At 72.2% G+C, this 23,850-nt stretch carries 23 protein-coding genes; 9 read left to right on the top strand and 14 right to left on the bottom strand.

The window, feature by feature from the left end; translation table 11 throughout:
- On the bottom strand, positions 1–915 hold the full coding sequence (locus tag ACZ6YG_RS02200) for an LLM class F420-dependent oxidoreductase (RefSeq protein ID WP_397197615.1): 915 nt from the start codon (positions 913–915) through the stop codon (positions 1–3).
- A 119-nt stretch (positions 916–1,034) separates the two neighbouring features.
- Between ACZ6YG_RS02200 and ACZ6YG_RS02195 the strand changes: the two genes are divergently transcribed.
- The 4 genes from ACZ6YG_RS02195 (at position 1,035) to ACZ6YG_RS02180 (ending at position 5,199) form a co-directional block, all read left to right on the top strand.
- Positions 1,035–2,294 carry a glycoside hydrolase family 18 protein gene (locus ACZ6YG_RS02195; RefSeq protein WP_466016979.1) on the top strand — a complete coding sequence of 420 codons (1,260 nt, stop codon included), beginning with the start codon at positions 1,035–1,037 and terminating at the stop codon, positions 2,292–2,294.
- Between the two features lie 75 nt (positions 2,295–2,369).
- Positions 2,370–3,518, top strand: a complete 1,149-nt coding sequence (locus ACZ6YG_RS02190) for a sensor histidine kinase (protein ID WP_466016978.1) — start codon at positions 2,370–2,372, stop codon at positions 3,516–3,518.
- Complete coding sequence (locus tag ACZ6YG_RS02185; RefSeq protein WP_466016977.1) at positions 3,515–4,603, top strand: sensor histidine kinase; 1,089 nt, start codon at positions 3,515–3,517, stop codon at positions 4,601–4,603. The genes ACZ6YG_RS02190 and ACZ6YG_RS02185 overlap by 4 nt, the downstream gene beginning before the upstream one ends.
- On the top strand, positions 4,600–5,199 hold the full coding sequence (locus ACZ6YG_RS02180; protein ID WP_219543137.1) for a response regulator transcription factor: 600 nt from the start codon (positions 4,600–4,602) through the stop codon (positions 5,197–5,199). Before ACZ6YG_RS02185 ends, ACZ6YG_RS02180 begins: the two co-directional genes overlap by 4 nt.
- On the opposite strand, the gene ACZ6YG_RS02175 is transcribed toward ACZ6YG_RS02180, so the two are convergent.
- Positions 5,196–6,455 (bottom strand): class I SAM-dependent RNA methyltransferase, encoded by a 1,260-nt coding sequence (locus ACZ6YG_RS02175; protein ID WP_308248759.1) that lies wholly within the window; start codon positions 6,453–6,455, stop codon positions 5,196–5,198. The genes ACZ6YG_RS02180 and ACZ6YG_RS02175 overlap by 4 nt on opposite strands.
- A 59-nt stretch (positions 6,456–6,514) precedes the next feature.
- On the opposite strand from ACZ6YG_RS02175, the gene ACZ6YG_RS02170 reads away from it, so the two are divergent.
- Positions 6,515–8,143, top strand: a complete 1,629-nt coding sequence (locus ACZ6YG_RS02170; RefSeq protein ID WP_466016976.1) for an alpha/beta hydrolase — start codon at positions 6,515–6,517, stop codon at positions 8,141–8,143.
- Here ACZ6YG_RS02170 and ACZ6YG_RS02165 read toward each other — a convergent pair.
- Entirely contained in the window at positions 8,130–10,172 is a 2,043-nt protein-coding gene (locus ACZ6YG_RS02165) for an APC family permease (RefSeq protein ID WP_466016975.1), read from the bottom strand. The two genes, ACZ6YG_RS02170 and ACZ6YG_RS02165, sit on opposite strands and share 14 nt — an antisense overlap.
- A gap of 103 nt (positions 10,173–10,275) precedes the next feature.
- Here ACZ6YG_RS02165 and ACZ6YG_RS02160 point away from each other — a divergent pair, with 103 nt between their 5' ends.
- Complete coding sequence (locus ACZ6YG_RS02160; protein WP_466016974.1) at positions 10,276–10,941, top strand: potassium channel family protein; 666 nt, start codon at positions 10,276–10,278, stop codon at positions 10,939–10,941.
- The gene (locus ACZ6YG_RS02155; RefSeq protein ID WP_148030313.1) at positions 10,941–11,600 is read left to right on the top strand and encodes a potassium channel family protein; all 660 of its coding nucleotides are present in this window, start codon (positions 10,941–10,943) and stop codon (positions 11,598–11,600) included. Before ACZ6YG_RS02160 ends, ACZ6YG_RS02155 begins: the two co-directional genes overlap by 1 nt.
- Positions 11,601–11,655: 55 nt before the next feature.
- Here ACZ6YG_RS02155 and ACZ6YG_RS02150 read toward each other — a convergent pair whose 3' ends face one another.
- From ACZ6YG_RS02150 to valS, 7 genes are all read right to left on the bottom strand, one after another.
- Positions 11,656–12,321, bottom strand: coding sequence for a DUF3159 domain-containing protein (locus ACZ6YG_RS02150; RefSeq protein WP_148030312.1), 666 nt, complete (start codon positions 12,319–12,321; stop codon positions 11,656–11,658).
- A 4-nt stretch (positions 12,322–12,325) separates the two neighbouring features.
- Entirely contained in the window at positions 12,326–12,712 is a 387-nt protein-coding gene (locus tag ACZ6YG_RS02145; RefSeq protein ID WP_148030311.1) for an OB-fold nucleic acid binding domain-containing protein, read from the bottom strand.
- Positions 12,713–12,741: 29 nt separating this feature from the next.
- The gene (locus ACZ6YG_RS02140) at positions 12,742–13,377 is read right to left on the bottom strand and encodes a DUF3710 domain-containing protein (RefSeq protein ID WP_466016973.1); all 636 of its coding nucleotides are present in this window, start codon (positions 13,375–13,377) and stop codon (positions 12,742–12,744) included.
- A gap of 20 nt (positions 13,378–13,397) precedes the next feature.
- Positions 13,398–13,838, bottom strand: a complete 441-nt coding sequence (gene dut / locus ACZ6YG_RS02135; protein ID WP_148030310.1) for a dUTP diphosphatase — start codon at positions 13,836–13,838, stop codon at positions 13,398–13,400.
- The gene (locus ACZ6YG_RS02130; RefSeq protein ID WP_148030309.1) at positions 13,835–14,389 is read right to left on the bottom strand and encodes a PaaI family thioesterase; all 555 of its coding nucleotides are present in this window, start codon (positions 14,387–14,389) and stop codon (positions 13,835–13,837) included. Before ACZ6YG_RS02130 ends, dut begins: the two co-directional genes overlap by 4 nt.
- A gap of 11 nt (positions 14,390–14,400) precedes the next feature.
- Positions 14,401–15,597 carry an AI-2E family transporter gene (locus tag ACZ6YG_RS02125; RefSeq protein ID WP_466016972.1) on the bottom strand — a complete coding sequence of 399 codons (1,197 nt, stop codon included), beginning with the start codon at positions 15,595–15,597 and terminating at the stop codon, positions 14,401–14,403.
- Between the two features lie 94 nt (positions 15,598–15,691).
- A complete protein-coding gene (valS, locus tag ACZ6YG_RS02120; protein WP_466016971.1) occupies positions 15,692–18,169 on the bottom strand; it encodes a valine--tRNA ligase in 2,478 nt (825 codons plus the stop codon).
- Positions 18,170–18,277: 108 nt separating this feature from the next.
- Here valS and ACZ6YG_RS02115 point away from each other — a divergent pair, with 108 nt between their 5' ends.
- Entirely contained in the window at positions 18,278–18,565 is a 288-nt protein-coding gene (locus ACZ6YG_RS02115; protein ID WP_148030306.1) for a DUF4235 domain-containing protein, read from the top strand.
- On the opposite strand, the gene ACZ6YG_RS02110 is transcribed toward ACZ6YG_RS02115, so the two are convergent.
- The 3 genes from ACZ6YG_RS02110 to ACZ6YG_RS02100 are packed head-to-tail and all read right to left on the bottom strand — an operon-like array spanning position 18,495 to position 22,461.
- Positions 18,495–19,931, bottom strand: coding sequence for an alpha,alpha-trehalose-phosphate synthase (UDP-forming) (locus tag ACZ6YG_RS02110; protein ID WP_466016970.1), 1,437 nt, complete (start codon positions 19,929–19,931; stop codon positions 18,495–18,497). The genes ACZ6YG_RS02115 and ACZ6YG_RS02110 overlap by 71 nt on opposite strands.
- A 22-nt stretch (positions 19,932–19,953) precedes the next feature.
- Complete coding sequence (locus ACZ6YG_RS02105) at positions 19,954–21,492, bottom strand: FAD-dependent monooxygenase (RefSeq protein ID WP_466016969.1); 1,539 nt, start codon at positions 21,490–21,492, stop codon at positions 19,954–19,956.
- Between the two features lie 9 nt (positions 21,493–21,501).
- Positions 21,502–22,461 (bottom strand): MBL fold metallo-hydrolase, encoded by a 960-nt coding sequence (locus tag ACZ6YG_RS02100; RefSeq protein WP_466016968.1) that lies wholly within the window; start codon positions 22,459–22,461, stop codon positions 21,502–21,504.
- 182 nt (positions 22,462–22,643) lie between these two features.
- Between ACZ6YG_RS02100 and paaI the strand changes: the two genes are divergently transcribed.
- Positions 22,644–23,012, top strand: coding sequence for a hydroxyphenylacetyl-CoA thioesterase PaaI (gene paaI / locus ACZ6YG_RS02095; protein WP_148034405.1), 369 nt, complete (start codon positions 22,644–22,646; stop codon positions 23,010–23,012).
- Positions 23,013–23,050: 38 nt separating this feature from the next.
- On the opposite strand, the gene ACZ6YG_RS02090 is transcribed toward paaI, so the two are convergent.
- Positions 23,051–23,845, bottom strand: coding sequence for a hypothetical protein (locus ACZ6YG_RS02090; protein WP_466016967.1), 795 nt, complete (start codon positions 23,843–23,845; stop codon positions 23,051–23,053).
- Between the last annotated feature and the right edge of the window lie 5 nt (positions 23,846–23,850).

The following is a 23,850-nucleotide window of genomic DNA, read 5'->3' as shown; positions in this document are numbered from 1 at the left end:
TTACACGTGCGGCAGCACCTCGGCGGCGATGAGCTCCAGGTGCTCCAGATCCCCCAGGTCCATCACCTGCAGGTAGATCCGCTCGGCGCCGAGCGAGCCGAACGCGCCGATCTTCTCCAGCACCTCGGCCGGGGTCCCGGCCAGCCCTCCTTCGCGCAGCTCGTCCAGCGGCGTGCCGACGGCGGCGGCCCTGCGCTCCAGCTCGGCCTGGTCACGGCCCACGCACACGGTCTGCGCCGCCGACATCAGGACGTCCCTGCCCGTCTCCTGGGCCGCCCGGCGCACCCGCTCGAACGCGGTCGCGGTCTCCTCCACGGTGTGGAAGGGCACGTTGTACTCGTCGGCGTACGTCGCGGCCAGGCGCGGGGTGCGCTTGGCGCCGAAGCCGCCGACGATGATCGGCGGGCCCGGCCGCTGCGCCGGCTTGGGCAGCGCGGGCGAGTCGACGACCCGGTAGTAGGGGCCGTCGTGGGAGTACGACTTCTCCGCCGCCCACAGCCCCTTGATGATCTCCAACTGCTCCTCGAAACGGCCGAACCGCTCGGCCGTGGGCGGGAACGGGATGCCGTACGCGGCGTGCTCGCCGTCATACCAGCCGGTGCCCAGACCCAGCTCGACCCGGCCGCCGCTCATCTGGTCGACCTGGGCCACGCTGATCGCCAGCGGCCCGGGGAGCCGGAACGTGGTCGGCGTCACCAGGGTGCCCAGCCTGATCGTGGAGGTCTCGCGGGCCAGCCCCGCCAGCGTGATCCAGGCGTCGGTCGAGCCGGGGCCCGGGTCGCCGTCCCCGATGCGCTGATAGTGGTCAGACCGGAAGAACGCGTCGAAGCCAAGCCGCTCGGCGGTCCTGGCCACGGTGAGCAGTTCGTCATAGGTGGCGCCCTGCTGGGGCTCGGTGAAGATCCTCAACTTCATGACGCCATTATCGATCCAAAGCGGACGTCATCCGGAGATTGACCGCGCGCCACCCCGAACGCTTGCTAACGTCCACCCTCAACCGCGTTCCGTAGTCATGTGATCACTCGGAGTGGCTAATGTCGGCCTCACGGCGCAGAAGACCCGCAGGTACGCTCCCGCGTCCGCTCGCTTTCCTGGCCGCGGGCGTCCTGGCGGTGGCCACCGGGGCGGCGCTCTCGCTGCTGCCCGCCCGGGCCACGCTCCACCAGACGACGCCCCGGCCCTCTCCCCCGCCTGCCCGCGCCACCCCCGCGCCGCCGCCGGTCCCGCCGGGGCCGTCCGGATTCGTGACGTTCGTCGACACCGCGGCCGACCCGGGCTTCGACCTTCCCACCGACGCGCGCCGCACCGGCACCCGCTGGTACGCGCTCGGCCACCTGACGGCCGCGCCCGACGGCTGCGCGCAGCGGTGGGCCGGGCGGCTGGCGTTCGGCCACGACCCGGTGGCCAACCGGATCGCCGGGCTGCGCGCCCTCGGCGGCGACGCCGGGCTGGTCTTCGGCGGCCCGGCCGGCGAGGCGGCCGCCACCTGCACCAGGCCGGGCGCGCTGGCCGCCGCCTACCGGCGGGCCGTCGGCGCCTTCGACGCCCGCTACGTCGACTTCGACCTGCCGCGCCCCGGCGACCAGGCGACGGTGCTGCGCCGCGCCCGCGCGATCAGGGCCGTGCAGCGGGAGCGTCGGCTGAGCGTCAGCTTCACGCTGCCGCTCCACCCCGACGGGCTGTCGGCGCGCGACGCGCTGATGCTGCGCCTCACCCGCGAGGCGGGCGCCCGCCTCGCCACCGTGAACGTGCTGGCCGAGATCGAGCCGCAGAACGCCCCCGAGGGCCGCCTGCTACGACTCGCCAAGGCCGTACGAGCCGCCCAGACCCAGCTCACGAGCCCGTACGGACCGACAGTCGCGAACAAGACCACCACCCGCCAACCGTCCAGGCCGGCGGGCACGGCCGCGGCCGCCACCGGCGAACGGCCCCGGTCGGCGGCCACTGCCCAAGCCGCCACCGGCGAGCCGTCCAGGCTGACGGGCGCGGACAGGGCCACCACCGGCGAGTTGTCCCGGCCCGCTGACGCGGCCGCAGCCGCCACCGGCGAGCCGTCCGGGCTGACGGGCGCGGACAGGGCCGCCGCCGGCGCGCTGGCCCGGGCGGCGGGCTCGGACGGGATCGGTGGCGGGCCGCCTCGGCTGGCGTTGACGTGCGTGCTGGCCGATCCGGGAGATCTGAGTGTGACGGACGCGCGGAAGCTGGCCGCGTTCGCCGCCCGGCATGGGCTGGCGTGGCTGTCGCTGAGGGGCGCCGCCCCCGACCCGGAGGTGGCCAGGGCCTTGCGGAGCTGACCATTACAGCCACCCTTGCCGGAACTATAGGCTTTCGCTGCGGGACGCGGCCTATGAGCGGTTAGGGGAGTCAGGGTGGCCACCAGGCCGGAAACGGCGAAGAAGATCCTCATCTACTGGATGGACGGCATGGTCCTCCTGATGGGCATCGCCTTCGTCGCCACGATCGCCGTCGCGGCCCAGATGGGCATGATCGGCTGGGTGGGCGCGGCGGCCTCCATCGCGTGCATGACGGTGGTCCTCGTCATGTTCTCCCTCATCCTCAGGGACGCCTTCGACAACCGGCCCCGGCCCACGGTCAAGCTGCTCGTGTCCGGGGTGGCGGTGGTGGCGGTCCTCCTGCTGCCGATGCCGCGGGACGGCTCGTTCATGACCTGGGAGGTCGTGGCGTACCTCTGGCTCAGCGTCGTCCTGCTCCACCTGCCGTTCTGGGCGACCGCCCTGATGGGCACGGCGCTGGTCACGGCCATCACCGTCATGCAGACGGGGCACGGCGGTCCGTGGCAGGCGGTGCTGCTGATCCAGCTGTGCGGCGCCGTGCTGATGCCGCTGGCCATGTGGTCGTGGCGCTGGCTCTGGTGGACGATCAGGGACGCGCACGACAGCCAGGCGGCCAAGTCCAGGCTCGCCGTCGCCGAGGAGCGGCTGCGCTTCGCCCGCGACCTGCACGACCTGCTCGGCCACAGCCTGTCCGTCATCACGCTCAAGAGCGAGCTGGCCGCCAAGCTCGCGACCAAGGACGCCGCCAAGGCCGCTGCCGAGATGGCCGACGTGCGGCGGCTGACCGGCGAGTCGCTGACGGAGGTCCAGCTCGCCGTGGACGGCTACCGGTCGCTGGACCTGGACGAGGAGCTGGCCAGGGCGCGCGCCGTGCTGGAGGCCGCCGGCACCCGGTGCGTCGTCGAGGCGGGCACCGGCGAGCTGCCGCCCGCCGCCCGCGCGCTGCTCGCCTGGGTGGTGCGCGAGGGCGCCACGAACGTGCTCAAGCACAGCTCCGCCTCCCGCTGCTCGATCACCTTCGCCGACGGCGTGCTGGAGATGCGCAACGACGGCGTGCACGGCACGAAGATCAGCCCCGAATACAGCGCCGTTAACGGCACCCCGAACGGCGCCGGGAGCGGACTGCGCGGCCTGGCCGAGCGGATGACCGCCGCGGGCGGCGCCTTCTCCGCCGGGCCGGTGCGCGACGGGGAGTTCGTGCTGCGGGCCCGGGTGCCGGCATGAGGCGCGCCACCAAGCTCGACAAGGTCCGCTGGCTCATCGTCTACTCGACGGACTTCGTCCTCGCGCTGGGCCTGATCGGGCTCATGATGGTGTACGCGGCGTGGGACGGCGGCATGCCGGGTCCGCTGGCCGCCGCCGGGGCCGTGCTCGTCGTCTCGGTCGTGGTGCTCGGGATGCGGGTCTTCCGGCTGGCGGTCAGGGGCGCGGCCCGGCCGACCAGGCTGCTGGCCGCCGGCGGGGTGATGGCGCTGCTGCTGACGCCGTTCGCGGCCGTGCCGACGATCGCGCTGTGGCCGGCGATGGTGTCGCCGTGGGTCCGCGGGCGCACCACCCTCCTGCTGTCGGCCGCGTCCATGGTGCCGGTGACCGTCCTCTTCCTCGTGCTCGGCGCGTTCGAGCCGGCGCTGCTGCTCATGCAGGTCCTGTTCACCGGCCTGCTCGCCGGCGGCATCCCGGTGAACCTGTGGCTGTGGAGCATCACCAGGGAGGCGCACGAGGGCCAGGAGGCCAGGGCCCTGCTGGCCGTGTCGGAGGAGCGGCTGCGCTTCGCCCGCGACCTCAACGACCTGCTCGGCCAGAGCCTCACCGGCATCGCCGCCAGGACGGCGGGGGCCGAGGACCTGCTGCGCGCCGACCCCGAGGCGGCCTCCCGCGAGATGTTCGAGGTACGCGACGTCGCCCGGCGGTCGCTGCGCGAGGTGCGCGCGGCCGTGCAGAACTACCGGGCGCTCGACTTCGACGAGGTGCTGGCCAGCGTCCGCGCGGTGCTGGAGGCGGCCGACGTGCGCTGCACCGTGGAGTGCGACGCCGGCGCGCTGCCGCCCGAGACCCGCACCCTGCTGGCCACCGTGGTCCGCGAGGGCGCCACCAACGTGCTCAAGCACAGCAAGGCCGAGCACTGCACGATCACCATCAAGGAGGGGATCCTGGAGATGACCAACGACGGCGTCATCGGCCCGCCGGGCGAGCACGCGCCGAACGGCCTCGGCGGGCTCGCCCAGCGCGTGCGCGGCGCCGGGGGCACGCTCTCGGCCGCGCCCACGCCCGGCGGCTCGTACGTGCTCAGGGTGGTGGTGCCGGCATGACCACGCGCGTGCTGCTGGCCGACGACGAGCACCTCATCCGGGGCGCGCTGGCGGCGCTGCTCGACCTGGAGGACGGCATCGAGGTCGTGGCCCAGGTGGGCAGGGGCGACGAGGTGGTGGACGCGGTCGCGGAGCACCGGCCGGACGTGGCGGTGCTGGACATCGAGATGCCCGGCATGGACGGGCTGAGCGCCGCCGAGCGGATCAGCTCCACGTGCAAGATCGTGATCCTGACCAGCCTGGGCCGGCCCGGCTACCTGCGCAGGGCCATGGCCGCCGGGGTGAGCGGGTTCCTCGGCAAGGACGCCTCCGCCGAGGAGCTGGCCATGGCGATCCGCAAGGTCCAGTCGGGCGGGCGCTATCTCGACGCCGAGCTGGCCGCCGCCGCGATGGCGGCCGGCGACAGCCCGCTCACCGACCGGGAACGCGACGCGCTGCGGCTGGCCGCCGACGGCCACCCGATCGCGCGGATCGCGGGCGAGCTGCACCTGACCGAGGGCACGGTGCGCAACTACCTGTCGAGCGCCATGACCAAGCTGAACGCGCAGAACCGGCTGGAGGCGATCAGGACGGCGCAGCGCATGGGCTGGCTCTAAGGCTGTCCGGCTCTGACCAGGAGGGCGACGCACTCCACGTGGTGGGTCATCGGGAAGGCGTCGAAGGCCCGCAGGTCGGCCAGCGGATAGCCGCGCTCGGCCAGCCAGGCGAGGTCTCGGGCCAGTGTCGCGGGGTCGCAGGACACGTACACGACGCGTGACGGCTCCAGGGCGGCGACGCGGGACACCACGTCGCGGCCCAGGCCCGCGCGGGGCGGGTCGACGACCACGAGGTCCGCGCGCTCGATCTGGTAGCGGTCGAGGGCGTCCTCGACGCGGCCGCGCTCGATCCTGGCCTGAGGCAGGTCGCGCAGGTTGGCGCGGGCGTCGCGCACGGCGGCGGCCTCCGACTCCAGGCCGAACACGGCGCCCTCGGGGCCGACCGCCTCGGCCAGGCCGGCCGCGAACAGGCCGGCGCCGCAGTAGAGGTCGAGCGCCCACTCCCCCGGCTCGGGGGCGGCGTAGGCGAGGACGGCGTCGAGGAGGGTCTCGGCGGCGCCCGGGTGGACCTGCCAGAAACCGCTGCCCGCGACCCGGAACTCGCGCTCGCCCACCCGCTCGTGCAGCACGCCGGAACCGCGCCGCGCGGCGGTGCGGCCCTTGCCCTCGTCGAGCAGGACGGCGGCGGGCGCGTCGAGGTCGGGCACGGCGACGGGGCGGCGGTGGCGCGGGGTGACGACGACGGCCCGCTCGCCGCCGGACGAGGCGATCACCTCGACCGCGCGGGCGCCCGGCCAGTCGTGCGACTCGGCGCCGACGGCCTCCACCTCGGGGTGGGCGATCAGGCAGGCGTCGATCGGCTGGATCTCGTGGGAGCGGTGCCTGCGCAGGCCGAGCCGGCCGTCGGAAAGGGCGGCGAACTGGACGCGGGTGCGCCAGCCGAGCCCGTCCTTGGCGCCGGGCACCTCCTCGACGACGACCTCGCGCTCGATGCCGGCGAGGCGGCGCAGCTGCTCGGCCACCACGTCGGCCTTGAGCCGGCGCTGCGCCTCCAGGGTGGCGTGCTGCCAGTCGCAGCCGCCGCACAGGCCGGGGCCGGCGTACGGGCAGGGCGGCACGACCCTGTCGGGCGACGCCTCGATGACGCGCACCGCGTCGGCCCGCAGGAAGCGGCTCGTCTCCTCGGTGACCTCGGCCACGACCCGCTCCCCTGGCAGCGCGTGGCGGACGAAGACCACACGGCCCTCATGGCGTGCCACGCACCAGCCGCCGTGGGCGACCGGACCTACCGTCAGCTCGAGCGATGCCTGTTCCACACCCGACAGCCTATGCCCGGAGGGATCCCGCCCGGCCCGCTCGACTACGGTTGACGATCGTGACGGAGTCGGGGCGGGTGGTGCGCAGGAGGCTCGGCTTCGCCGGGACGCTCCTCGCCACGCTGTTCTTCTGCGCCTCGCTGACGCCCTCGCTGCTGCCGCGTACGTGGGAGTACCAGGGGGTGATGGGGGCCGTCACGGCCATACTCGGCTACGGCGTGGGCGCGTCGATCGGGGCCGGGTGCCGCGCGGTGATCCGCTACCGGCCGCCCGCGCGGTGGGTGCGGCGGGCCTGGGAGGTCATGCTCGGGGTGTGCGCGGCGCTGACGGTGTCGGCGCTGTCCTACAGCTACGGCTGGCAGCGCGACCTGCGGGCGCTCATGGGCATGGACACCGTGATCCCCTGGTATCCGCCGGTCATCATCGGGCTGGCCACCGTGCTGTTCTGCGTGTTCCTGGCGCTGGCCCGGCTGGTGCGGCTGGGCGGGCGCAAGCTGATCGGGTGGCTCGACCGCTACGTCCCGCACGTCGTGGGACACGCGATCGGGGGGATCCTGGTGGCCTTCCTGATCGCGGTGTTCTTCAACGACGTGCTGTTCTCCGGGTTCGTCGCCGCGATGAACAACGTCTCGTCGGTGGCCAACGAGAGCACGCAGGCGGGCGTGCGCCGCCCGGCCTCGCCGGAGCTGTCGGGCGGTCCGCGGTCGCTGGTGGGCTGGCAGGAACTCGGCAAGGAGGGGCGCACGTTCACCGGCGCCGCGCTGACCCCGCGCGAGCTGGAGACGTTCTCCGGCAAGCCCGCCGAGCAGCCGATCAGGGTGTACGTGGGCCTGGAGTCCGCGCCCACGCCGCGCGCGCGGGCCGACCTGGCGGTGCGGGAGCTGGAGCGCACCGGCGCGTTCGAGCGGCCGGTGCTGGCCGTGCTGGGCACCACCGGCACGGGCTGGGTCGATCCCGGCCTCTGCGAGGCGCTGGAGTACATGTACAACGGCGACACGGCCACGGTCGCCGTGCAGTACTCGTACCTGCCGAGCTGGGTGTCGTTCCTCGTCGACAGGGACCGGGCGGCGGTGGCCGGCCGGACGCTGTTCGACGCGGTCCGGGAGCGCTGGGAGCGGCTGCCCGCGGACGACCGGCCGCTGCTCCTGGTGGGCGGCGAGAGCCTCGGCTCCTACTCGATGGAGAGCGCGTTCAGCGGGCTGGACGACATGGTCGCCCGTACGGACGGCGCCCTCTTCATCGGCTCACCGTACGCCAACCCCATCTGGTACGAGCTCACGACGGAGCGCGACCCCGGCAGCCCGGTCTGGCGGCCCGTCTACGGGTCGGGCGAGATCGTACGGTTCGCGCAGCGGCCCGCCGACCTGGCGGGCGAGCCGCGCCCGCGGGTGGTCTACCTGCAGAACGCCTCCGACCCGGTGGTGTGGTGGACACCCCGGCTCATCTTCGACCGGCCGGCCTGGCTGGAGGAGCCGCGCGCGCCGGCGATCAACCCGCAGATGAACTGGTTCCCCCTGGTGACCTTCTGGCAGGTGCTGGGCGACATGACGGCCGGGCTGGGCACCCCGCCCGGCTACGGCCACCGCTACGGGTCGCTCATCGTGTACGGGTGGGCGGCCGTCGCCCCGCCCCCCGGCTGGACCGCCGCGGACTCCGCGCGCCTGGGCGTCCGCATCAGCGGCGGTTGACGTCCTTCTCGCCGGACGAGCGCTGCAGCGGGCGGCGCACCCCGCCGGGGGCGAGCGGCTCGGGACGGCCGGACAGCCGGGTGGACGAGTGGAGCTGCCACGGCACGCTGGTCACCATCACGCCCGGCTTGAACAGCAGCCGCGCCTTCAGCCGGAACGCGCTCTGGTTGTGCAGCAGGTGCTCCCACCAGTGGCCGACCACGTACTCGGGGATGAAGACGGTCACCACGTCGCGCGGGGAGCGGCGGCGTACGGACTTGACGTAGTCGAGGATCGGCTGGGTGATCTCGCGGTAGGGCGAGTCGAGCATCTTCAGCGGCACCTGGATGCCGCGGCGCTCCCAGTCCTCCCGCAGGCGGCGCGCGTCCTCGCCCTCGACGCCGACCGTGATCGCCTCCAGCGTGGAGGGCCGGGTGGCGCGGGCGTAGGCGAGCGCCCGCATGGTCGGCTTGTGCACCTTGGACACCAGCACGATCGCGTGGTTGCGGGCGGGCAGCGTGGTCATGTCGACGTCCTCGGTGAGCTCCAGCTCGGCCGCGACGTTGTCGTAGTGGCGCCTGATGCCCTTCATCATGAGGAACAGCAGCGGCATCGCGATGCACACGATCCACGCGCCCACCGCGAACTTGGTGACCAGCACGACCACCAGCACCAGCCCGGTCATCACGGCGCCGAAGAAGTTGATCGTCCGCGACCGGTGCATCTGGTGGCGGGCCTTCAGGTCGTCCTCGGTACGCAGCCGGCGCGTCCAGTGGATGACCATGCCGGTCTGGCTGAGCGTGAAGGACACGAAGACGCCGACGATGTAGAGGTTGAGCAGGCGGCTGACGTCGGCCTGGAAGCCCCACAGCAGCAGGCACGCCGCCAGGGCCAGGATGATGATGCCGTTGGAGAAGGCCAGCCGGTCGCCGCGGGTGTGGAGCTGGCGCGGCAGGAAGCGGTCCTGGGCCAGGATCGAGGCGAGCACGGGGAAGCCGTTGAAGGCGGTGTTGGCGGCCAGGAACAACACCAGCGCGGTCACGCCCGAGATGACGTAGAACGGGGCCGAGCCGCCGCCGAAGACCGCGTCGGCCACCTGGGAGATGATCGGCTGCTGGTGGTAGCCGGGGCCGACGGGAGTGCCGTCGGGCCGCAGCAGGTCGGTCGCGGCGACCGACGGATCCGCCACCTTGACGCCGGACGCCAGGCCGAGCGCGGTGATGCCGCCGAACATGGCGACCGCGATCAGGCCCATCATGAGCAGCGTCTTCGCCGCGTTGCGGCTCCGGGGCTTGCGGAAGGCCGGCACGCCGTTGCTGATGGCCTCGACGCCGGTGAGCGCCGCGCAGCCGGTGGAGAAGGCCCGCAGGATCAGGAACGCCGCGGCGAAGGCGGTCAGGTCGCTCTGCTCGGCCACGATGCCGAAGTCGGCGGTGGGGGCGCGCAGCTCGATGCCGAGGAAGACCAGCTCGTACGAGCCGATCGCGATCATGCCGAGCACGGCGAACATGAACGCGTACACCGGCACCGCGAACGCCAGCCCCGACTCGCGCAGCCCGCGCAGGTTGACCAGTGTGAGAAAGATCACGATGCCGATCGCGACCCCGGGCTTGTGCTCGGCGACGAACGGGATCGTGGCGCCCACGTAGTCGACGCCGTTGGCCACCGACACCGCGACGGTGAGCACGTAGTCGACCATGAGCGCGCTGGCCACCGTGAGCCCGGCGTTCTGCCCCAGGTTGGTGGAGGCCACCTCGTAGTCGCCGCCGCCGCTGGGGTAGGCGTGCACGTTCTGCCGGTACGACGCCACCACCGTCATCATGACGACGATGACCGCGATGGCGATCCACGGGCTGTAGGAGTAGAACGCCACACCCGCCAGGGACAGGATGACGAGGATCTCCTGGGGCGCGTACGCCACGGAGGAGAGGGCGTCGCTGGCGAAGACCGGCAGCGCGAGGCGCTTCGGCAGGAGCTGCTCGTGGAGCTGGCCGCTGCGCAGGGCTCGTCCCACGAGCAGGCGTTTGACGAGATCCGATACTTTCGCCACGTTACGGAATGTTAGCCCGCTCCCGGATCCAGGCAGACGGCGAGCGCCCGGCGCGGTCCATACTGGTGTCGAGCGTCCAGATGACCGCGAAGTGCGGGGGAGTATGCATATTGTGATCATGGGATGTGGCCGGGTCGGCTCGACCCTCGCCCACATCCTCGAGGACAACGGCCACTCGATCGCGATCATCGACCGCGATCCACAGGCGTTCCGCCGCCTGCGGGCCGGGTTCCGCGGCCGCCGGGTGACCGGCATCGGCTTCGACCGCGACGTGCTCACCGAGGCCGGCATCGAGTCCGCCTCCGCCTACGTGGCCGTCTCCAGCGGCGACAACTCCAACATCATCTCCGCCCGGGTGGCCCGGGAGACGTTCGGCATCGACAACGTGGTGGCCCGCATCTACGACCCGCGCCGGGCCGAGGTCTACCAGCGGCTCGGCATCCCCACCGTGGCCACCGTGCGGTGGACCGCCGACCAGATCCTGCGCCGCCTCCTGCCGGAGGGCACCGAGCCGCTCTGGCGCGACCCGACCGGCACGGTCGTGCTGGCCGAGGTGAACGTCAACCCGGCGTGGATCGGCACCCGCGTGGTCGACCTGGAGGACCGGGCGCGGGCCCGGGCGGCGTTCATCAACCGGATGGGCGAGGCCGTGGTGATCACCGGATCGACGGTGGTGCAGGAGGGCGACGTCCTCCACATGATCGCCGCTGAGCGCGACATGGACCGGGTCAACAAGCTGCTGGCCGCGTCGCCGGAGGAGGAAGACTGATGCGGGTCGCCATCGCCGGAGCGGGGGCCGTCGGCCGCTCCATCGCCGCCGAGCTCCTGGAGAACGGCCACGAGGTGCTGCTCATCGACAACAACCCTAGAGCGATCAAGATCGACAGTGTGCCGCGGGCCGAGTGGCTGCTCGCCGACGCGTGCGAGATCGCCTCGCTCGACGAGGCCGGGCTCAACAACTGCCATGTGGTCGTCGCCTCCTCCGGCGACGACAAGGTCAACCTCGTCGTGTCGCTGCTGGCCAAGACCGAGTACGGCGTGCCGCGCGTGGTGGCGCGGATCAACCACCCCAACAACGAGTGGTTGTTCAACGAGTCGTGGGGGGTCGACGTGGCCGTCTCGACGCCGCGTCTGCTGAGCGCGCTGGTCGAGGAGGCGGTGAGCGTCGGCGACCTGGTGCGGCTGATGACGTTCCGCCAGGGTCAGGCCAACCTGGTCGAGCTCACGCTGGCCGAGGACGCGCCGGTGGTGGGCCAGCGGGCGGGCTCGGTGCCGTGGCCGACCGACGCGGCGCTGGTGGCGATCCTGCGCGAGGGCAGGGTGCTGGTGCCCACCTCCGACGATCCGCTGGAGGCGGGCGACGAGCTGCTCTTCGTGGCCAACCAGGAGGTGGAGCAGGAGCTCGCCCGCCTGCTCTCCCAGCACTGACCCGTCTCCCGGCGCGGGACCCCGCCATGGCGCGCGGGGTCCCGGCAGGGCGGGGTCAGGTGGCCGGTGGAGTGATCGGGGTGCGGCCTCGGCCGAGCACCCAGACCATCGCCGTCAGGGCCGCCACCTGGAGCGGCCACCCCATGACGATCTTCGCGAAGCCCAGCGCCGCCACCGCCTGGTCGCCGCCGCCGAACAGGTAGACCGGCAGCTGCACCGCCACCCGCACCACACACGGGAGCATGAGCAGCCAGGTCAGCCGGGTGCAGAGCTTGACGATGCCCGGGTCCTTGCGCCATCCGACCGGGTCGTTGGTCACCGACCCGATGAGGAATCCGACGACCGGCCACCGGGTGACGATCGAGACCAGCATCGCGACCGCGTAGGCGCCGTTCCACAGGATGCCGGGCAGGAAGTAGTCCTTGGCCTCACCCGTACGGCTGGCGAAGAACGCGCCGATGGCGATGCCGATCAGGCTGTTGATGACGAACTGCGGCGTCGACCGCTGCACCAGCCTGACGACCAGGAGCAGCACCGCCAGCGCGATGCTGATCATGAGCGACAGGCGGAGCTCTTCGGTGATGATCCAGGTCAGGGTGAAGGCGATCGTCGGGACGGCCGCCTCGGCGATGCCCCGGACGCCGCCGAACGCCTTGGCGAGCTGGGCTCGGACCGCCGCCTCGACGGTCTGGTGGGCGGCCTCTTCGGCCTCGGCACTCACCTGATCAACTCCCTGGGCGCAGCTCGTATCGCGGATTGAACATCACCTTGCGTCCGTCCTGGATGCTCACCAGGCCCTCGGCCTTGACCGGGCGGCCCGGCTCGATGCCGGCGATCTTGCGGCGGCCGAGCCAGACCAGGTCGATCACGTCGGAGCCGTCGTAGAGCTCGGCTTCGAGCGCGGGCGCCCCGCCTCTCGGGCGCAGGGTGACAGTACGTAGCGTACCGGCGACGCAGAAGCGGCGGCGGCCGCCACACGCGGCGATGGGGGTGGCGCCGGCCTCGTCGGCGTCTTCGCGCAGCTCCTGGGCCTCGATCTCGGACTGGCTGGAGGTCAGCCGGCTCAGGAGACCGCGCAATCCCCCACGTTTGGGAGGCTCTGCCGTACTCATGATGAATCAGCCTATGCGATGAGGGCTGATCAGCGAATCTCGCTGATCTCCGGCCCTCGCCTGAAGGGGTTGTCACGCACCTCGGGCTGCTCGGCGGCGGCCTGGTCGTTCGGACGGCGCAGCGGGATCGACTCCTCGCGGGCCATCGGCTCGTCGCCGCGCACCACCACGATGTCCTTGATGAAGTCGACGAACGCGGCGGCCAGCTCGTCGTCGACCGCCGCCCGGCCGTTGACCACGGCCAGCAGGAACCAGCGCGACCCGTCGACGCCCATATAGCGGGCGGCCCTGTCGGAGCCCTCCACGGTCACCTTGCCCACCAGCTCGGCACCGAACGGCCCCTCGCGCTCCTCCAGCGTCTTGGCGGCGTTCTTGATCTTGGCTCTGACCTCCTCCCACAGCCCGGACGACTTGGGCGCGGCCAGCGCCTGGAGCTGCAGCGAGCTCTCCTCCCACAGCACGACGACGCCGACGTGCTGGTCGCCCACCGAAGCCAGGCGGACGTCGAAGGCCGGGTTGTGGGGCAGCCGCAGGCCGCCCAGGTCGATCCGCTCGGTGTCGGGGTGGGGCTCGTCGGCGTCCCACGGGCCGGACTCGCGGGTGGGCGCCTGAGCGGTCGCCTCGGCCACCTGCTCCTGCTGCTCACGACGGCGACGACGGAACACTGTGTCTCACTCTCCCTGTATCAACGTCCTGTGGAACCGTGGCCGCCCGTGCCCCGCGCCGACCCGGGCAGCTCGCCGACCTCGCGGAAGGCCGCCGTCTCCACCCGCTGGAAGACGAGCTGGGCCATCCGGTCGCCGCGGCGCAGCCTGAAAGGCTCCTTCGCGTCGGTGTTGATCAAGGTGACCTTGATCTCGCCGCGGTAGCCGGCGTCGACCGTGCCGGGGGCGTTCACCAGCGTGACGCCGTGGCGCGCGGCCAGCCCCGAGCGGGGATGCACGAACGCGGCGTAGCCGTCGGGCAGCGCGATCGCCACGCCGGTCCCGATGACGGCCCGCTCACCCGGCAGCAGCTCGGCGTCCTCGGCGGCGTAGAGGTCGGCGCCGGCGTCGCCGGGATGGGCGTAGGAGGGCAGCGGCAGGCCGGGGTCGAGCCGCTGGATGAGAACCTCCGGCTCGCTCACGGGTTCACCTCGTAGTCCTGGTGTTCGGCCTGCAGGGCCGCGAGGTCGCCGTGTTCGGCGAAGTGCGTCATGTCCACCTCGATGAACAGCGCCGCCGCCCGGACGGCGACCGGGCCGCCCGGGGCGCCCACGCGCCCCTCAGCCTCAAGGTACGCCTTCCTGCCCGCTATCCCGGTGCACCAGGCGCGCAGGTGGAGTGTCGTGCCCACGGGAACGGGGAGAAGGTAGTCGGTCTCCAGCCGTGCCGTGACATAGGGCTTACGAAGCAGCCAGATGGACATTCCGATGACCTCGTCCATGGCGCTGGCGAGCACGCCGCCGTGCGCCAGCCCGGGCGCGCCCTGGTGCGACTCCCCCACGGTGAACGCGGCCTCGACGCTCGCGCCGTCGGGGGTGACGGCGGCGATGTGCAGACCGGTGGGGTGGTCGTCGCCGCAGCCGAAGCAGCGGCTGAAGTGGGAGCCGAGCGAGCCGCCCGCGGACGGCCCGTCAGGGTGCGTCTTCGGGGGCTCGGCGCCGGGTGGCGGGGTGGTCAGGGTGGAGCGGGTCACGGGTGATGAGATTACTCGCTGTCAGCACCGGATCGTCCCGCCGCACCGGGTTTCCCGTCGTCGGCGGGCCCTTGGGAGCCGGCCGGGCCGCCGGGCAGCTCCGGGCCGGCGGCGACCGGTGGGGCGACCGCCACCATGGAGGGTGGTGGAAGCGCCGGCAGGTCGGTCATCAACTCGGGGAGCGCCCGGTAGATGACCGCGGCCACCGGCACGGCCACCACGGCCCCGGCGATGCCCGCCAGGATGCCGCCCACCGACAGCGCCAGGATGATCGCCAGCGGGTGGAACTTCAGCGCCCGCCCCACGATGAGGGGCTGCAGCACGTGGTTCTCCAGCTGCTGCTCGACCACCAGGATGCCGACGAAGATGAGCGCGTACACGATGCCCTTGGCGCCGAGCGTGACCAGGGTGGCGACGGTGCCGGCGAAGAAGATGCCGACGATCGGGATGAAGCTGGCCAGGAAGATCAGCACGGCCAGCGGCGCCCAGAGCGGCACCCCCATGCCGGCCAGCACGATGCCCATGACCACGCCGTGCACGGCGGCGACGAGCACGCTGCCCTGCACGTAGTGGGAGAGCGTGCTCCACGCGGCCCGGCCCGCCCTGTCGACCCGCGGCGACATCCGCCCGAAGCCCTTGAGGAACCAGCCCCAGATCCGGTCGCCGTCCTTGAGCAGGAAGAACGTGACGAACAGCAGCAGCACGATGGAGGCGAGCACCTCGACGGCCACGGCCCCGGCGGTCAGCACCGTGCCGGTGATGGCCGTGCGCTGGGCCTCGATGAGGGCGACCACCTCGTTGAAGTACTGGGTGATCTGCGTCTGCTGCAGGTGGAGCGGCCCGGTCACGAGCCATTCCTGCACGTCGCCCACCGTGGCCTGGACCTGCTTGACCAGGTTGGGGAACTCGTCGGTGGCGCGGGCCCCGACGAGCCAGCCGGTGCCGGCCAGGACCGCCAGGGCCGCGATCATGGTGAGCCAGGTGGCGTAGATGGGCCGCATGCCCGCCTGGCGCAGGCTCCTGGTCATCGGGTAGAGCAGCGCGGTCAGCAGCAGGGCGATGGCCACGGGCAGCACCACGAAGCTGAGCCGGGCGATGACCTGGACGAAGTAGAAGACGACCACGCCGGTGAGGATCAGGCACAGGCTCCAGGCCGCAATCTTGGCCAGCACGGGCGGCACGAGTTTGGTGGGGCGGTCGCTCAGCACACTCCAAGACTGGCACGTCCAAGCGCGGGACGCGCGCCTATCGACCGCCCCGTATTCCTCCCGCGGCGAGCCCGCCCGCGGGGAAACTCCCGCGTCAGCCCAGCTCCACCTCGATCGAGGTCTCCTCGCCGTGCTCCAGCACGAACTCCTCGACGTGCCCGGCGCCGCACAGGTCGTCCTGGGCGAGCCGGACCAGCCCGGCCCGGGGCGAGGTCACCGTGAGCCTGGACACCTCCGCCCGCATCGACTGCTTGGCCTCGGACTTGGCCTTGCGCACCTGGCGGAGCACCTCGGAGGCGGCCTCCAGCACCGCAGGGTCGCCCGCGACGGCCCCGGGCTCCGGCCAGGCGGCGCCGTGCACCGAGCCCTCGCGCCACCAGGACCACACCTCTTCGGTGACGAACGGCAGGAACGGCGCGAACAGCCGCAGCTGCACGTCGAGCGCGCGGCGCAGCGCCTCGTGGGCCGACGCCGCCGCCGCGTCGCTCCCGTAGGCCCTGGCCTTGACCAGCTCCAGGTAGTCGTCGCAGAAGGTCCAGAAGAACCGCTCGGCGACCTCCAGCGCCCGCGTGTGGTCGTAGCCGCCGAAGGCCTCGGTGGCCTCGCGCACCGCGCCGGACAGCGCCGCGAGCATCGACAGGTCGACCGGCTCGGTGACCTCGCCGCCGCCCTCGCCGAGCCCGAGCACGAACTTCGACGCGTTGAGGATCTTGATGGCCAGCCGGCGCCCGATCTTGAGCTGTCCGGCGTCGAAGGCCGTGTCGACGCCGTAGCGCCCGTTGGCCGCCCAGTAGCGGACCGCGTCGGAGCCGTGCTGCTCCAGCAGGTCCATCGGGGTGACCACGTTGCCCTTGGACTTGGACATCTTCTTGCGGTCGGGGTCGAGGATCCATCCGGAGATGGCCACGTCGCTCCAGGGCAGGCCGCCGAACTCCAGGTGGGACCTGACGACGGTGGCGAACAGCCAGGTGCGGATGATCTCGTGGGACTGCGGGCGCAGGTCGGCCGGGAAGACCCGGCGGAACAGGTCGTCGTCGGTCTCCCAGCGCCCGGCGATCTGCGGCGTGAGCGACGAGGTCGCCCAGGTGTCCATGACGTCGGGGTCGGCCATGAAGCCGCCGGGCACGCCCCGCAGCTCCTCGGCGTAGCCGGGCGGGGCGTCGGACGACGGGTCGACCGGCAGCGCCTCCTCCGGCGGCAGGATCGGCTCGTCGTAGACCGGCTGCCCGTCCTGGTCGAGTGGATACCAGACGGGGAACGGCACGCCGAAGAACCGCTGACGGGAGATCAGCCAGTCACCGGCCAGGCCGCCCACCCAGTTGTCGTAGCGGGCCCGCATGTGCGGAGGGTGCCAGGCCAGCTCGCGTCCCCGCTCCAGCAGCCGCTCGCGCAGCGCCTCGTCGCGCCCGCCGTTGCGGATGTACCACTGGCGGGTGGTGACGATCTCGAGCGGCTTGTCGCCGCGCTCGTAGAACTTGACCGGCCGCCGCACCGGCCGCGGGTCGCCCTCCAGGTCGCCGGACTCGCGCAGCAGCTCCACGATCCGCTCGCGGGCGCTGTGGACGGTCTTGCCGGCCAGCTCCTTGTACGGATCGGTCTCGACGCCCTCGGGCGGCTCGGGCAGCAGCCGGCCGTCCCAGCCGATGACCGGGCGGGTCGGCAGGTCGAGCTCGCGCCACCAGGTCACGTCGGTGACGTCGCCGAACGTGCAGATCATCGCGATGCCGGTGCCCTTGTCGGGTTCGGCCAGGTGGTGGGCCAGCACCGGCACCTCGGCGCCGAACAGCGGGGTGAGCACGGAGGTGCCGACCAGCGACCGGTAGCGCTCGTCGTCGGGGTGGGCGACCAGCGCCACGCAGGCCGGGATCAGCTCCGGCCGGGTCGTCTCGATCCAGACCGGCCCCTTCTCGCCGTAGAACGAGATCTTGTGGAACGCGCCGGGCCACTCCCGGTCCTCCAGCTCGGCCTGGGCGACGGCGGTGCGGAAGGTGACGTCCCACAGCGTCGGCGCCTCGGCGAGGTAGGCCTCGCCGCGCCGCAGGTTGCGCAGGAACGCCCGCTGCGACACCCGGCGCGACTCGTCGCTGATCGTGGTGTAGAGCAGCGACCAGTCGACCGACAGGCCGACCCGCCGCCACACCTCCTCGAACGCCCGCTCGTCGATCTCCGTCAGCTTGTGGCAGAGCTCCACGAAGTTGCGCCGGGAAATGGAGACCTCACGTTTGCCGGGCTTCTCCGGTGGCACGAAGTCGGGGTCGTACGGCAACGACGGATCGCAGCGCACGCCGTAGACGTTCTGGACGCGGCGCTCGGTGGGCAGGCCGTTGTCGTCCCAGCCGATCGGGTAGAACACCGACTTGCCGATCATGCGCTGGTAGCGGGCCATGATGTCGGTGTGGGTGAAGGAGAAGACGTGACCGACGTGCAGGGAGCCGGAGACGGTGGGCGGCGGCGTGTCGATCGAGTAGACCTGCTCGCGCGGCCTCGACCGGTCGAACCGGTAGGTGCCCTGCTCTTCCCAGCGGGCTACCCATACCTGCTCCAGGCCGTCGAGAGAGGGTTTCTCGGGCATGGACGCATGGCGTAGTCGCTGCTGAGTCATGCCTCCTTATGGTACGGCTTGCCGGGGCCTCGAAGCGGCACAGACTAGGGTTCGTTACAAAGGGGAAGGAGAGATCGCATGGCGGATGACAAGCCCGACATCGCCTGGCGAGTCGTCGGGGGCCTGGTGGGGCTGGTGACAGCCTGGGCCGCCAGGAAGCTGCTCGGGTTCGCCTGGGTGAAGGCGACCGGCAAGGAGCCGCCTATCGACCCAGACTCGCCCGAGGTCAGCATGGGTGAGGCGATCGGCTACGCCGTCGTGATGGGCGTCGGCATGTCCGTCGCGCAGATCGTGGTCAACCGGACCGCCAAGAAGCGCTACGACTCATGGCGGGCTCTGAAGCGGACGGTGACTCCAGAGAGCTGAGAAACTCGCTGGCCCAGCGGTCCACGTCGTAGGTGGCGACCCGGCGGCGCATCGTCCGCATCCGCCGGGCCAGCTCGTGCGGCGTGGCCCGCATGGCGGCGAGCATCTGGCGCTTGAGGTCCTCCACGTCGTACGGGTTGACCAGGAACGCCTGGCGCAGCTCGTCGGCCGCCCCGGCGAACTCGCTGAGCACCAGCGCCCCGTTCAAATCGTGGTGGCAGGCGACGTACTCCTTGGCGACCAGGTTCATCCCGTCGCGCAGCGGCGTGACCACCATGACGTCGGCCGCCAGGTAGAGCGCGGCCAGCTCGTCCTTCGGGTACGACTGGTGGAAGTACTGGATCGGCTGGCTGCCGAACTCCGAGGTCTCGCCGTTGATCCGCCCCACCTGCAGCTCGATGTCGTCGCGCAGGCGCCTGTATTCCTCCACCCGCTCCCGGCTGGGCGTGGCGATCTGCACGAACACCGCCTCGCCGGGGGTGATCCGGCCGTCCTTGAGCAGCTCGCCGAACGCCTCCAGGCGCTGCCCGATGCCCTTGGTGTAGTCGAGCCGGTCCACGCCGAGCAGCACGTGCTCGGGGTCGCCCAGCTCCATCCTGATCTCCTTGGCGCGCGAGACCACCTCCGGCCGGCGCACCATCTCGTCCAGCTCGCCAAAGTCCACGCTGATCGGGAACGCCTGCGTGCGGACGATCCGGTCCTCCAGGAAGATCTCACTGCCCTTGTACGGGACGCCGAGCAGCCTGCGGCACAACCGGCGGAAGTTCGCGGCCCCGCCGGGCAGCTGGAAACCGACCAGGTCGGCGCCGAGCAGACCCTGGACCAGCTCGCGCCGCCACGGAAGCTGCCAGAACAGCTCGACGGGCGGGAACGGGATGTGCAGGAAGAAGCCGATGCGCAGGTCGGGCCTGAGCTCGCGCAGCATGGCGGGCACGAGCTGCAGCTGGTAGTCCTGCACCCACACGACCGCGCCCTGCTCGGCGTGCGCGGCCGCGGCGCGGGCGAAGCGCTCGTTGACCGCCCGGTACGCCTCCCACATCGACCGCTCGAACACCGGCGGCGCCACCACGTCGTGGTAGAGCGGCCAGAGCGTCGCGTTGGAGAAACCCTCGTAGTAGAGCTCGATCTCCTCGGCCGTCAGCGGGATCGAGATGAGGTTCATCCCGTCCTGCTCGAACGGCTCCAGCTCCTCGTCCGGCGCCCCCGGCCAGCCCAGCCAGGCGCCGTGGCGACGCTGCATGACCGGCGCGATGGCGGTGACGAGACCACCAGGGCTCCGGCGCCACGAGGCCGTTCCGTCTTGCTCGACGACCCGGTCGACGGGCAACCGGTTCGCGACGATCAGAAACGAACTACGGCCAACCACCCAATTCCTCCTTGACTCACTGTCACGGAAGGCGCGAAGCGCGCCTCACAGCGGCCACCACCGAGTCCGGCCCCGCACGGGGGACGATCGCGGCGATATGGGCATCGGGCCTGATCAGCCACGCCTCATCGGGTCTGGCGCCGAGCCTCTCAGCGAGCACGCCCGACCCATCCACCTCCGCGAGCTCGCGGACTACGAGCGGCGCCGTACAGACCTTGCCCAGGACCTGCGCAAACAAACCCGAATCACACATTTCGCCCAGGAGTACCAGGAAACCGTCGCGGCAGAACTCGCGCAGCCGTCCCCCGGGCACCGGTACGTCGGGCACGATCACCCCCGGGCAGGGATCGCACAGCGCGCCCTTGGGCGGCCTGCCCGCGAACGGCCGGCCGGGATCGGGGGTCGTGAGCGGCGAGTCCACGTACCAGAAGGGCTCGGCGAACCGCCCGGAGTCGACGCCGTCGGCCCGCCCGGTGGCCAGCGCGGTCTCCAGCGCCGCGCGCCTGCGCGCCCGCTCCTCGTCCGTACGGGGCGCGAGGAAGCGCATGGTGGCCGCCGTGACCTCCAGGTTCTCGCGGGCGGCGGCGTGCCGCTCGTCGTGGTACGTCTCCAGCAGCTCCTCCGGCGCCCACCCGTTGAGCACGAACGCCAGCTTCCACGCGGCGTTCTCGGCGTCGGGCACCCCGGAGTTCAGGCCGCGCGCCCCGAACGGCGCGACCAGGTGGGCGCAGTCGCCCGCCAGCAGCACCCGCCCGGCCCGCATCCGCGAGGCGACGCGCGAGTGGAAGCGGTAGGTCGTCTGCCACAGCAGCTCGTAGTCCCGGTCGCCGACGATCGTCCGGATCTTCCGCGCCACCTCCTCGTCGGTGGGCACGGCGTGCGGCGGGATCTGCCAGTCGATGCGGTAGGTGGAGCCGGGGCAGGGGTGGACGAGCACCTGGCGGCCGGGGTTCCACACCGGGTCGAAGTGGAAGCGCCGCTCGTGCTCCCAGCCGGGCAGATCGGCGCGGACGTCGCAGATGAGGAACTGGTCGTCGAACGTCTCGCCGTCGAACGTCACCCCGAGCGCCTGCCGCAGCTCCTGGCCGCGGGCGCCCGCGCAGACCACCGCGTACGGGGCGCGCAGCACGCGGTCGCCGCAGCGCACGGTCACGCCGCCGCCGTCCTGTTCGAGACCGGTGACCCGGTGGTCCCACCGCACCTCGGCCAGCGGCTGGGCGGCGAGCGCCGCGTCGAGGATCTGCTCGGTGCGGGTCTGCGAGATGTTCACGCACGCGGGCAGCCCGGGCCCGCCGTCGAAGGTCCAGGAGAACAGCTCCTCGCCCCGGTAGTACGTGCGGGCCGTGGTCCAGGCCAGGCCCTCCTCCGCGATCCGGCCGGCGCCGCAGGCCGCCCAGATGTCGAGCACGTCGCGCTGCTGGCAGATCGACTTCGACCCGGCCGGCTCGCGCCCCGGCCGCCCGTCGAGGACCAGCACCCGCACCCCCCAGCGGGCCAGCAGCAGCGCAGCGGTCTGCCCCACCGGCCCGGCGCCGACCACGATGACCTGCGCGTCCTGCATCGGCCCTCCTCAGCTCTGGAGCCGCGCCCACACCTCGCGGTCGCGCTCCGCCGTCCAGACGCGCGGCCGTTCGATCCCGTCCAGCTCGTCCCACAGCCGGGAGACGTTGAACGGCATGCAGTGCTCGAAGATCGGCCAGGCGCCGTAGCGGGGTTCGAGCGCCCGGTGCGCGGCCTGGAACGCCTCCTTGAGCGTGCCGCCGCGCTCGTGGACCGCGCCGACCTCACGCAGCATGACCCGCAGGAACTCGCGGGTCTGGGCGATGGCCGCGTCTACCTCCGACGGGCCGCGCGCCACCGCTCCCCTGCCGCCGACCAGCGTCCGCGCGCCGAACGAGGCCACCCGGTCCAGCGTCGCCGACGCCCATGCGCGGTGGAAGGCGTCGCCGGTGTAGAGGGCGGCCCGCGACTCGACCAGGTCGCCGGCGAACATGACGCGCTGCTCCGGCAGCCACGCCACCAGGTCGCCCTCGGTGTGGCCGCGCCCGCAGTGGTGCAGCTCCAGCCGGCCGCGCCCGCCGCCGAGGTCGATGGTGAGCCGGTCGCCGAAGGTGAGCGTCGGCCAGGTCAGGCCGGGGATCGACGCGGGCTCCTTGAACAGCCGGGGCATGCGGGCGTACTCGCTGGCCCAGTCCTCCGCGCCGCGCTCGGCGATCAGCTCGCGGGTCTTCTCGTGCGCGACGATCACGTCCGCGCCGAACGCCGACGCGCCCAGCACCCGCACCGCGTGGTAGTGGGACAGGACGAGGTAGCGGACCGGTTTGCCGGTGTGCTCGCGCAGCAGCGCCAGCCATTCGCGGGCGGCCACGGGGGTGGCCATGGCCTCGAAGCAGACGAGGAAGTCCTCGCCCTCGACGGCGCCGACGTTGGGGTCGCCCTCGGCGGTCAGCGCGTACACGCCTTCGGCCAGTTCCTCGAAGGAGCGCGTCTTGTCGGCGAGGTCCGCCGACGAGGCGAACGGCTTGGCCATGGTCCCTCCCGGTCAGGCGACGGCAGCTAGGACATACCCGGCCATCATCCGCTTCTTCCCGCCGATCCTGGTCGAAGTCGACGGGTGACGGCCCGCGTGCTTGACAGGCGCCGTCAGGCGTGAAGTGATTACCGAACAGTCGGTCGGTAATCCGGGAGGGTCCATTGGAGACCGCGCGTCGCATGATGGACGACGACACCGCCTCCGCCGCGCTCGGCATCGAGCTGGTCGAGCTGGATCCCGGCCGGGCCGTGTGCCGGATGAAGGTCACCGGCCAGATGATCAACGGGCACGCGCTCTGTCACGGCGGCTACGTGTTCCTGCTGGCCGACACGGCGTTCGCGTGCGCGTGCAACACCTACGGCGCGGTCACGGTCGCGGGCGGCGCCGACATCACCTTCGTCTCGCCCGTCCGCGAGGGCGACGTGCTGGTGGCCGAGGCCGCCGAGCGCACCCGCTACGGGCGCAGCGGCGTCTACGACGTCACGGTGCGCAGGGCGGACGGCAAGGTGGTGGCGGAGTTCAGGGGGCGGAGCAGGGAGCTGAGATGAGCGGGGGCAGAGGGCAGGGGGACGTGCGGTTCGGCGGGCTACGGGCCTAACCGCTCGCGCTGCTGGCCGGGCGGCAGCGTCTTGACCCGCAGGTCGTCGCGGATGGCGGCGGCGAGCTTCTTGGTGGCCATGCGGTTGAGCGTGCCGCCGGCCACGGCGCCGGTGAGGAACGGGCCGAACGTGGTCAGGTGGCGCCCGAGGACCCTCAGCAGGCGGTTGCGCAGCGCGGTCTTGGTCGCGGCGCCGAGCGCCAGCGTCACCGAGGAGGGGGCCAGCGGGTCGATCCCGCGCTGCTTGGCCCAGGCGGCGGTGAACGCGATCGCGCGCTGGGCGCCGGTGCCGTCGACGTGCACCCCGTACACCTCGTGCAGCTCGGCGAGGAGCTTGACCTCGATGGCGGCCACCACGATGGTCTCGGCGACGAGCTGGGCGGGGGCGGAGAGGAGGAGAGGAGGAGCGGCGAACTCGGCCGCCGCGACCGCGCCGCCGATGGCGCCGACCGTCATCGTGCCCTTCATGGCGGTGCGTACCAGGTCGTCGGCGAGCTCCTCGCCGGTCAGGCCCTGGTGGTGCTGGGAGAGCGTGTGCAGGTCCCTGATCGGGATGCGGGGCGCGATGTTGAGAAAGACGTCGGCCAGCCAGCGGCCGCGGCCGGCGCCGGACTTCCTGGCTCTCGCCGCGCCCACGGAAAGCGCGCGTGTGAGTCGGCCGAGCAGTTTGCGCCGCTCGGCCGGTTCGAGCTCACCCGGCTGGGTGAGCCTGCCCACGAGTTCGCCGACCTCTTGACCGGGGTCGGCGGCCTCGTCTTCTGAGTGTCGATCAGGTGATGCCACGCGTA

It is taken from the genome of Nonomuraea sp. NPDC054003 (genome assembly GCF_055585125.1).
Note: the sequence above shows the minus strand (reverse complement) of the source record. Positions and strands in the feature narration are given on the sequence as shown.

What these genes read in the sequence shown, in the direction of transcription:
- ACZ6YG_RS02200 (WP_397197615.1), bottom strand. Translation starts at nt 915, where the DNA reads ATGAAGTTGAGGATCTTCACCGAGCCCCAGCAGGGCGCCACCTATGAC.
- ACZ6YG_RS02195 (WP_466016979.1), top strand. Translation starts at nt 1,035, where the DNA reads ATGTCGGCCTCACGGCGCAGAAGACCCGCAGGTACGCTCCCGCGTCCG.
- ACZ6YG_RS02185 (WP_466016977.1), top strand. Translation starts at nt 3,515, where the DNA reads ATGAGGCGCGCCACCAAGCTCGACAAGGTCCGCTGGCTCATCGTCTAC.
- ACZ6YG_RS02180 (WP_219543137.1), top strand. Translation starts at nt 4,600, where the DNA reads ATGACCACGCGCGTGCTGCTGGCCGACGACGAGCACCTCATCCGGGGC.
- ACZ6YG_RS02160 (WP_466016974.1), top strand. Translation starts at nt 10,276, where the DNA reads ATGCATATTGTGATCATGGGATGTGGCCGGGTCGGCTCGACCCTCGCC.
- ACZ6YG_RS02155 (WP_148030313.1), top strand. Translation starts at nt 10,941, where the DNA reads ATGCGGGTCGCCATCGCCGGAGCGGGGGCCGTCGGCCGCTCCATCGCC.
- ACZ6YG_RS02145 (WP_148030311.1), bottom strand. Translation starts at nt 12,712, where the DNA reads ATGAGTACGGCAGAGCCTCCCAAACGTGGGGGATTGCGCGGTCTCCTG.
- valS (WP_466016971.1), bottom strand. Translation starts at nt 18,169, where the DNA reads ATGCCCGAGAAACCCTCTCTCGACGGCCTGGAGCAGGTATGGGTAGCC.
- ACZ6YG_RS02115 (WP_148030306.1), top strand. Translation starts at nt 18,278, where the DNA reads ATGGCGGATGACAAGCCCGACATCGCCTGGCGAGTCGTCGGGGGCCTG.
- ACZ6YG_RS02105 (WP_466016969.1), bottom strand. Translation starts at nt 21,492, where the DNA reads ATGCAGGACGCGCAGGTCATCGTGGTCGGCGCCGGGCCGGTGGGGCAG.
- ACZ6YG_RS02100 (WP_466016968.1), bottom strand. Translation starts at nt 22,461, where the DNA reads ATGGCCAAGCCGTTCGCCTCGTCGGCGGACCTCGCCGACAAGACGCGC.
- paaI (WP_148034405.1), top strand. Translation starts at nt 22,644, where the DNA reads ATGATGGACGACGACACCGCCTCCGCCGCGCTCGGCATCGAGCTGGTC.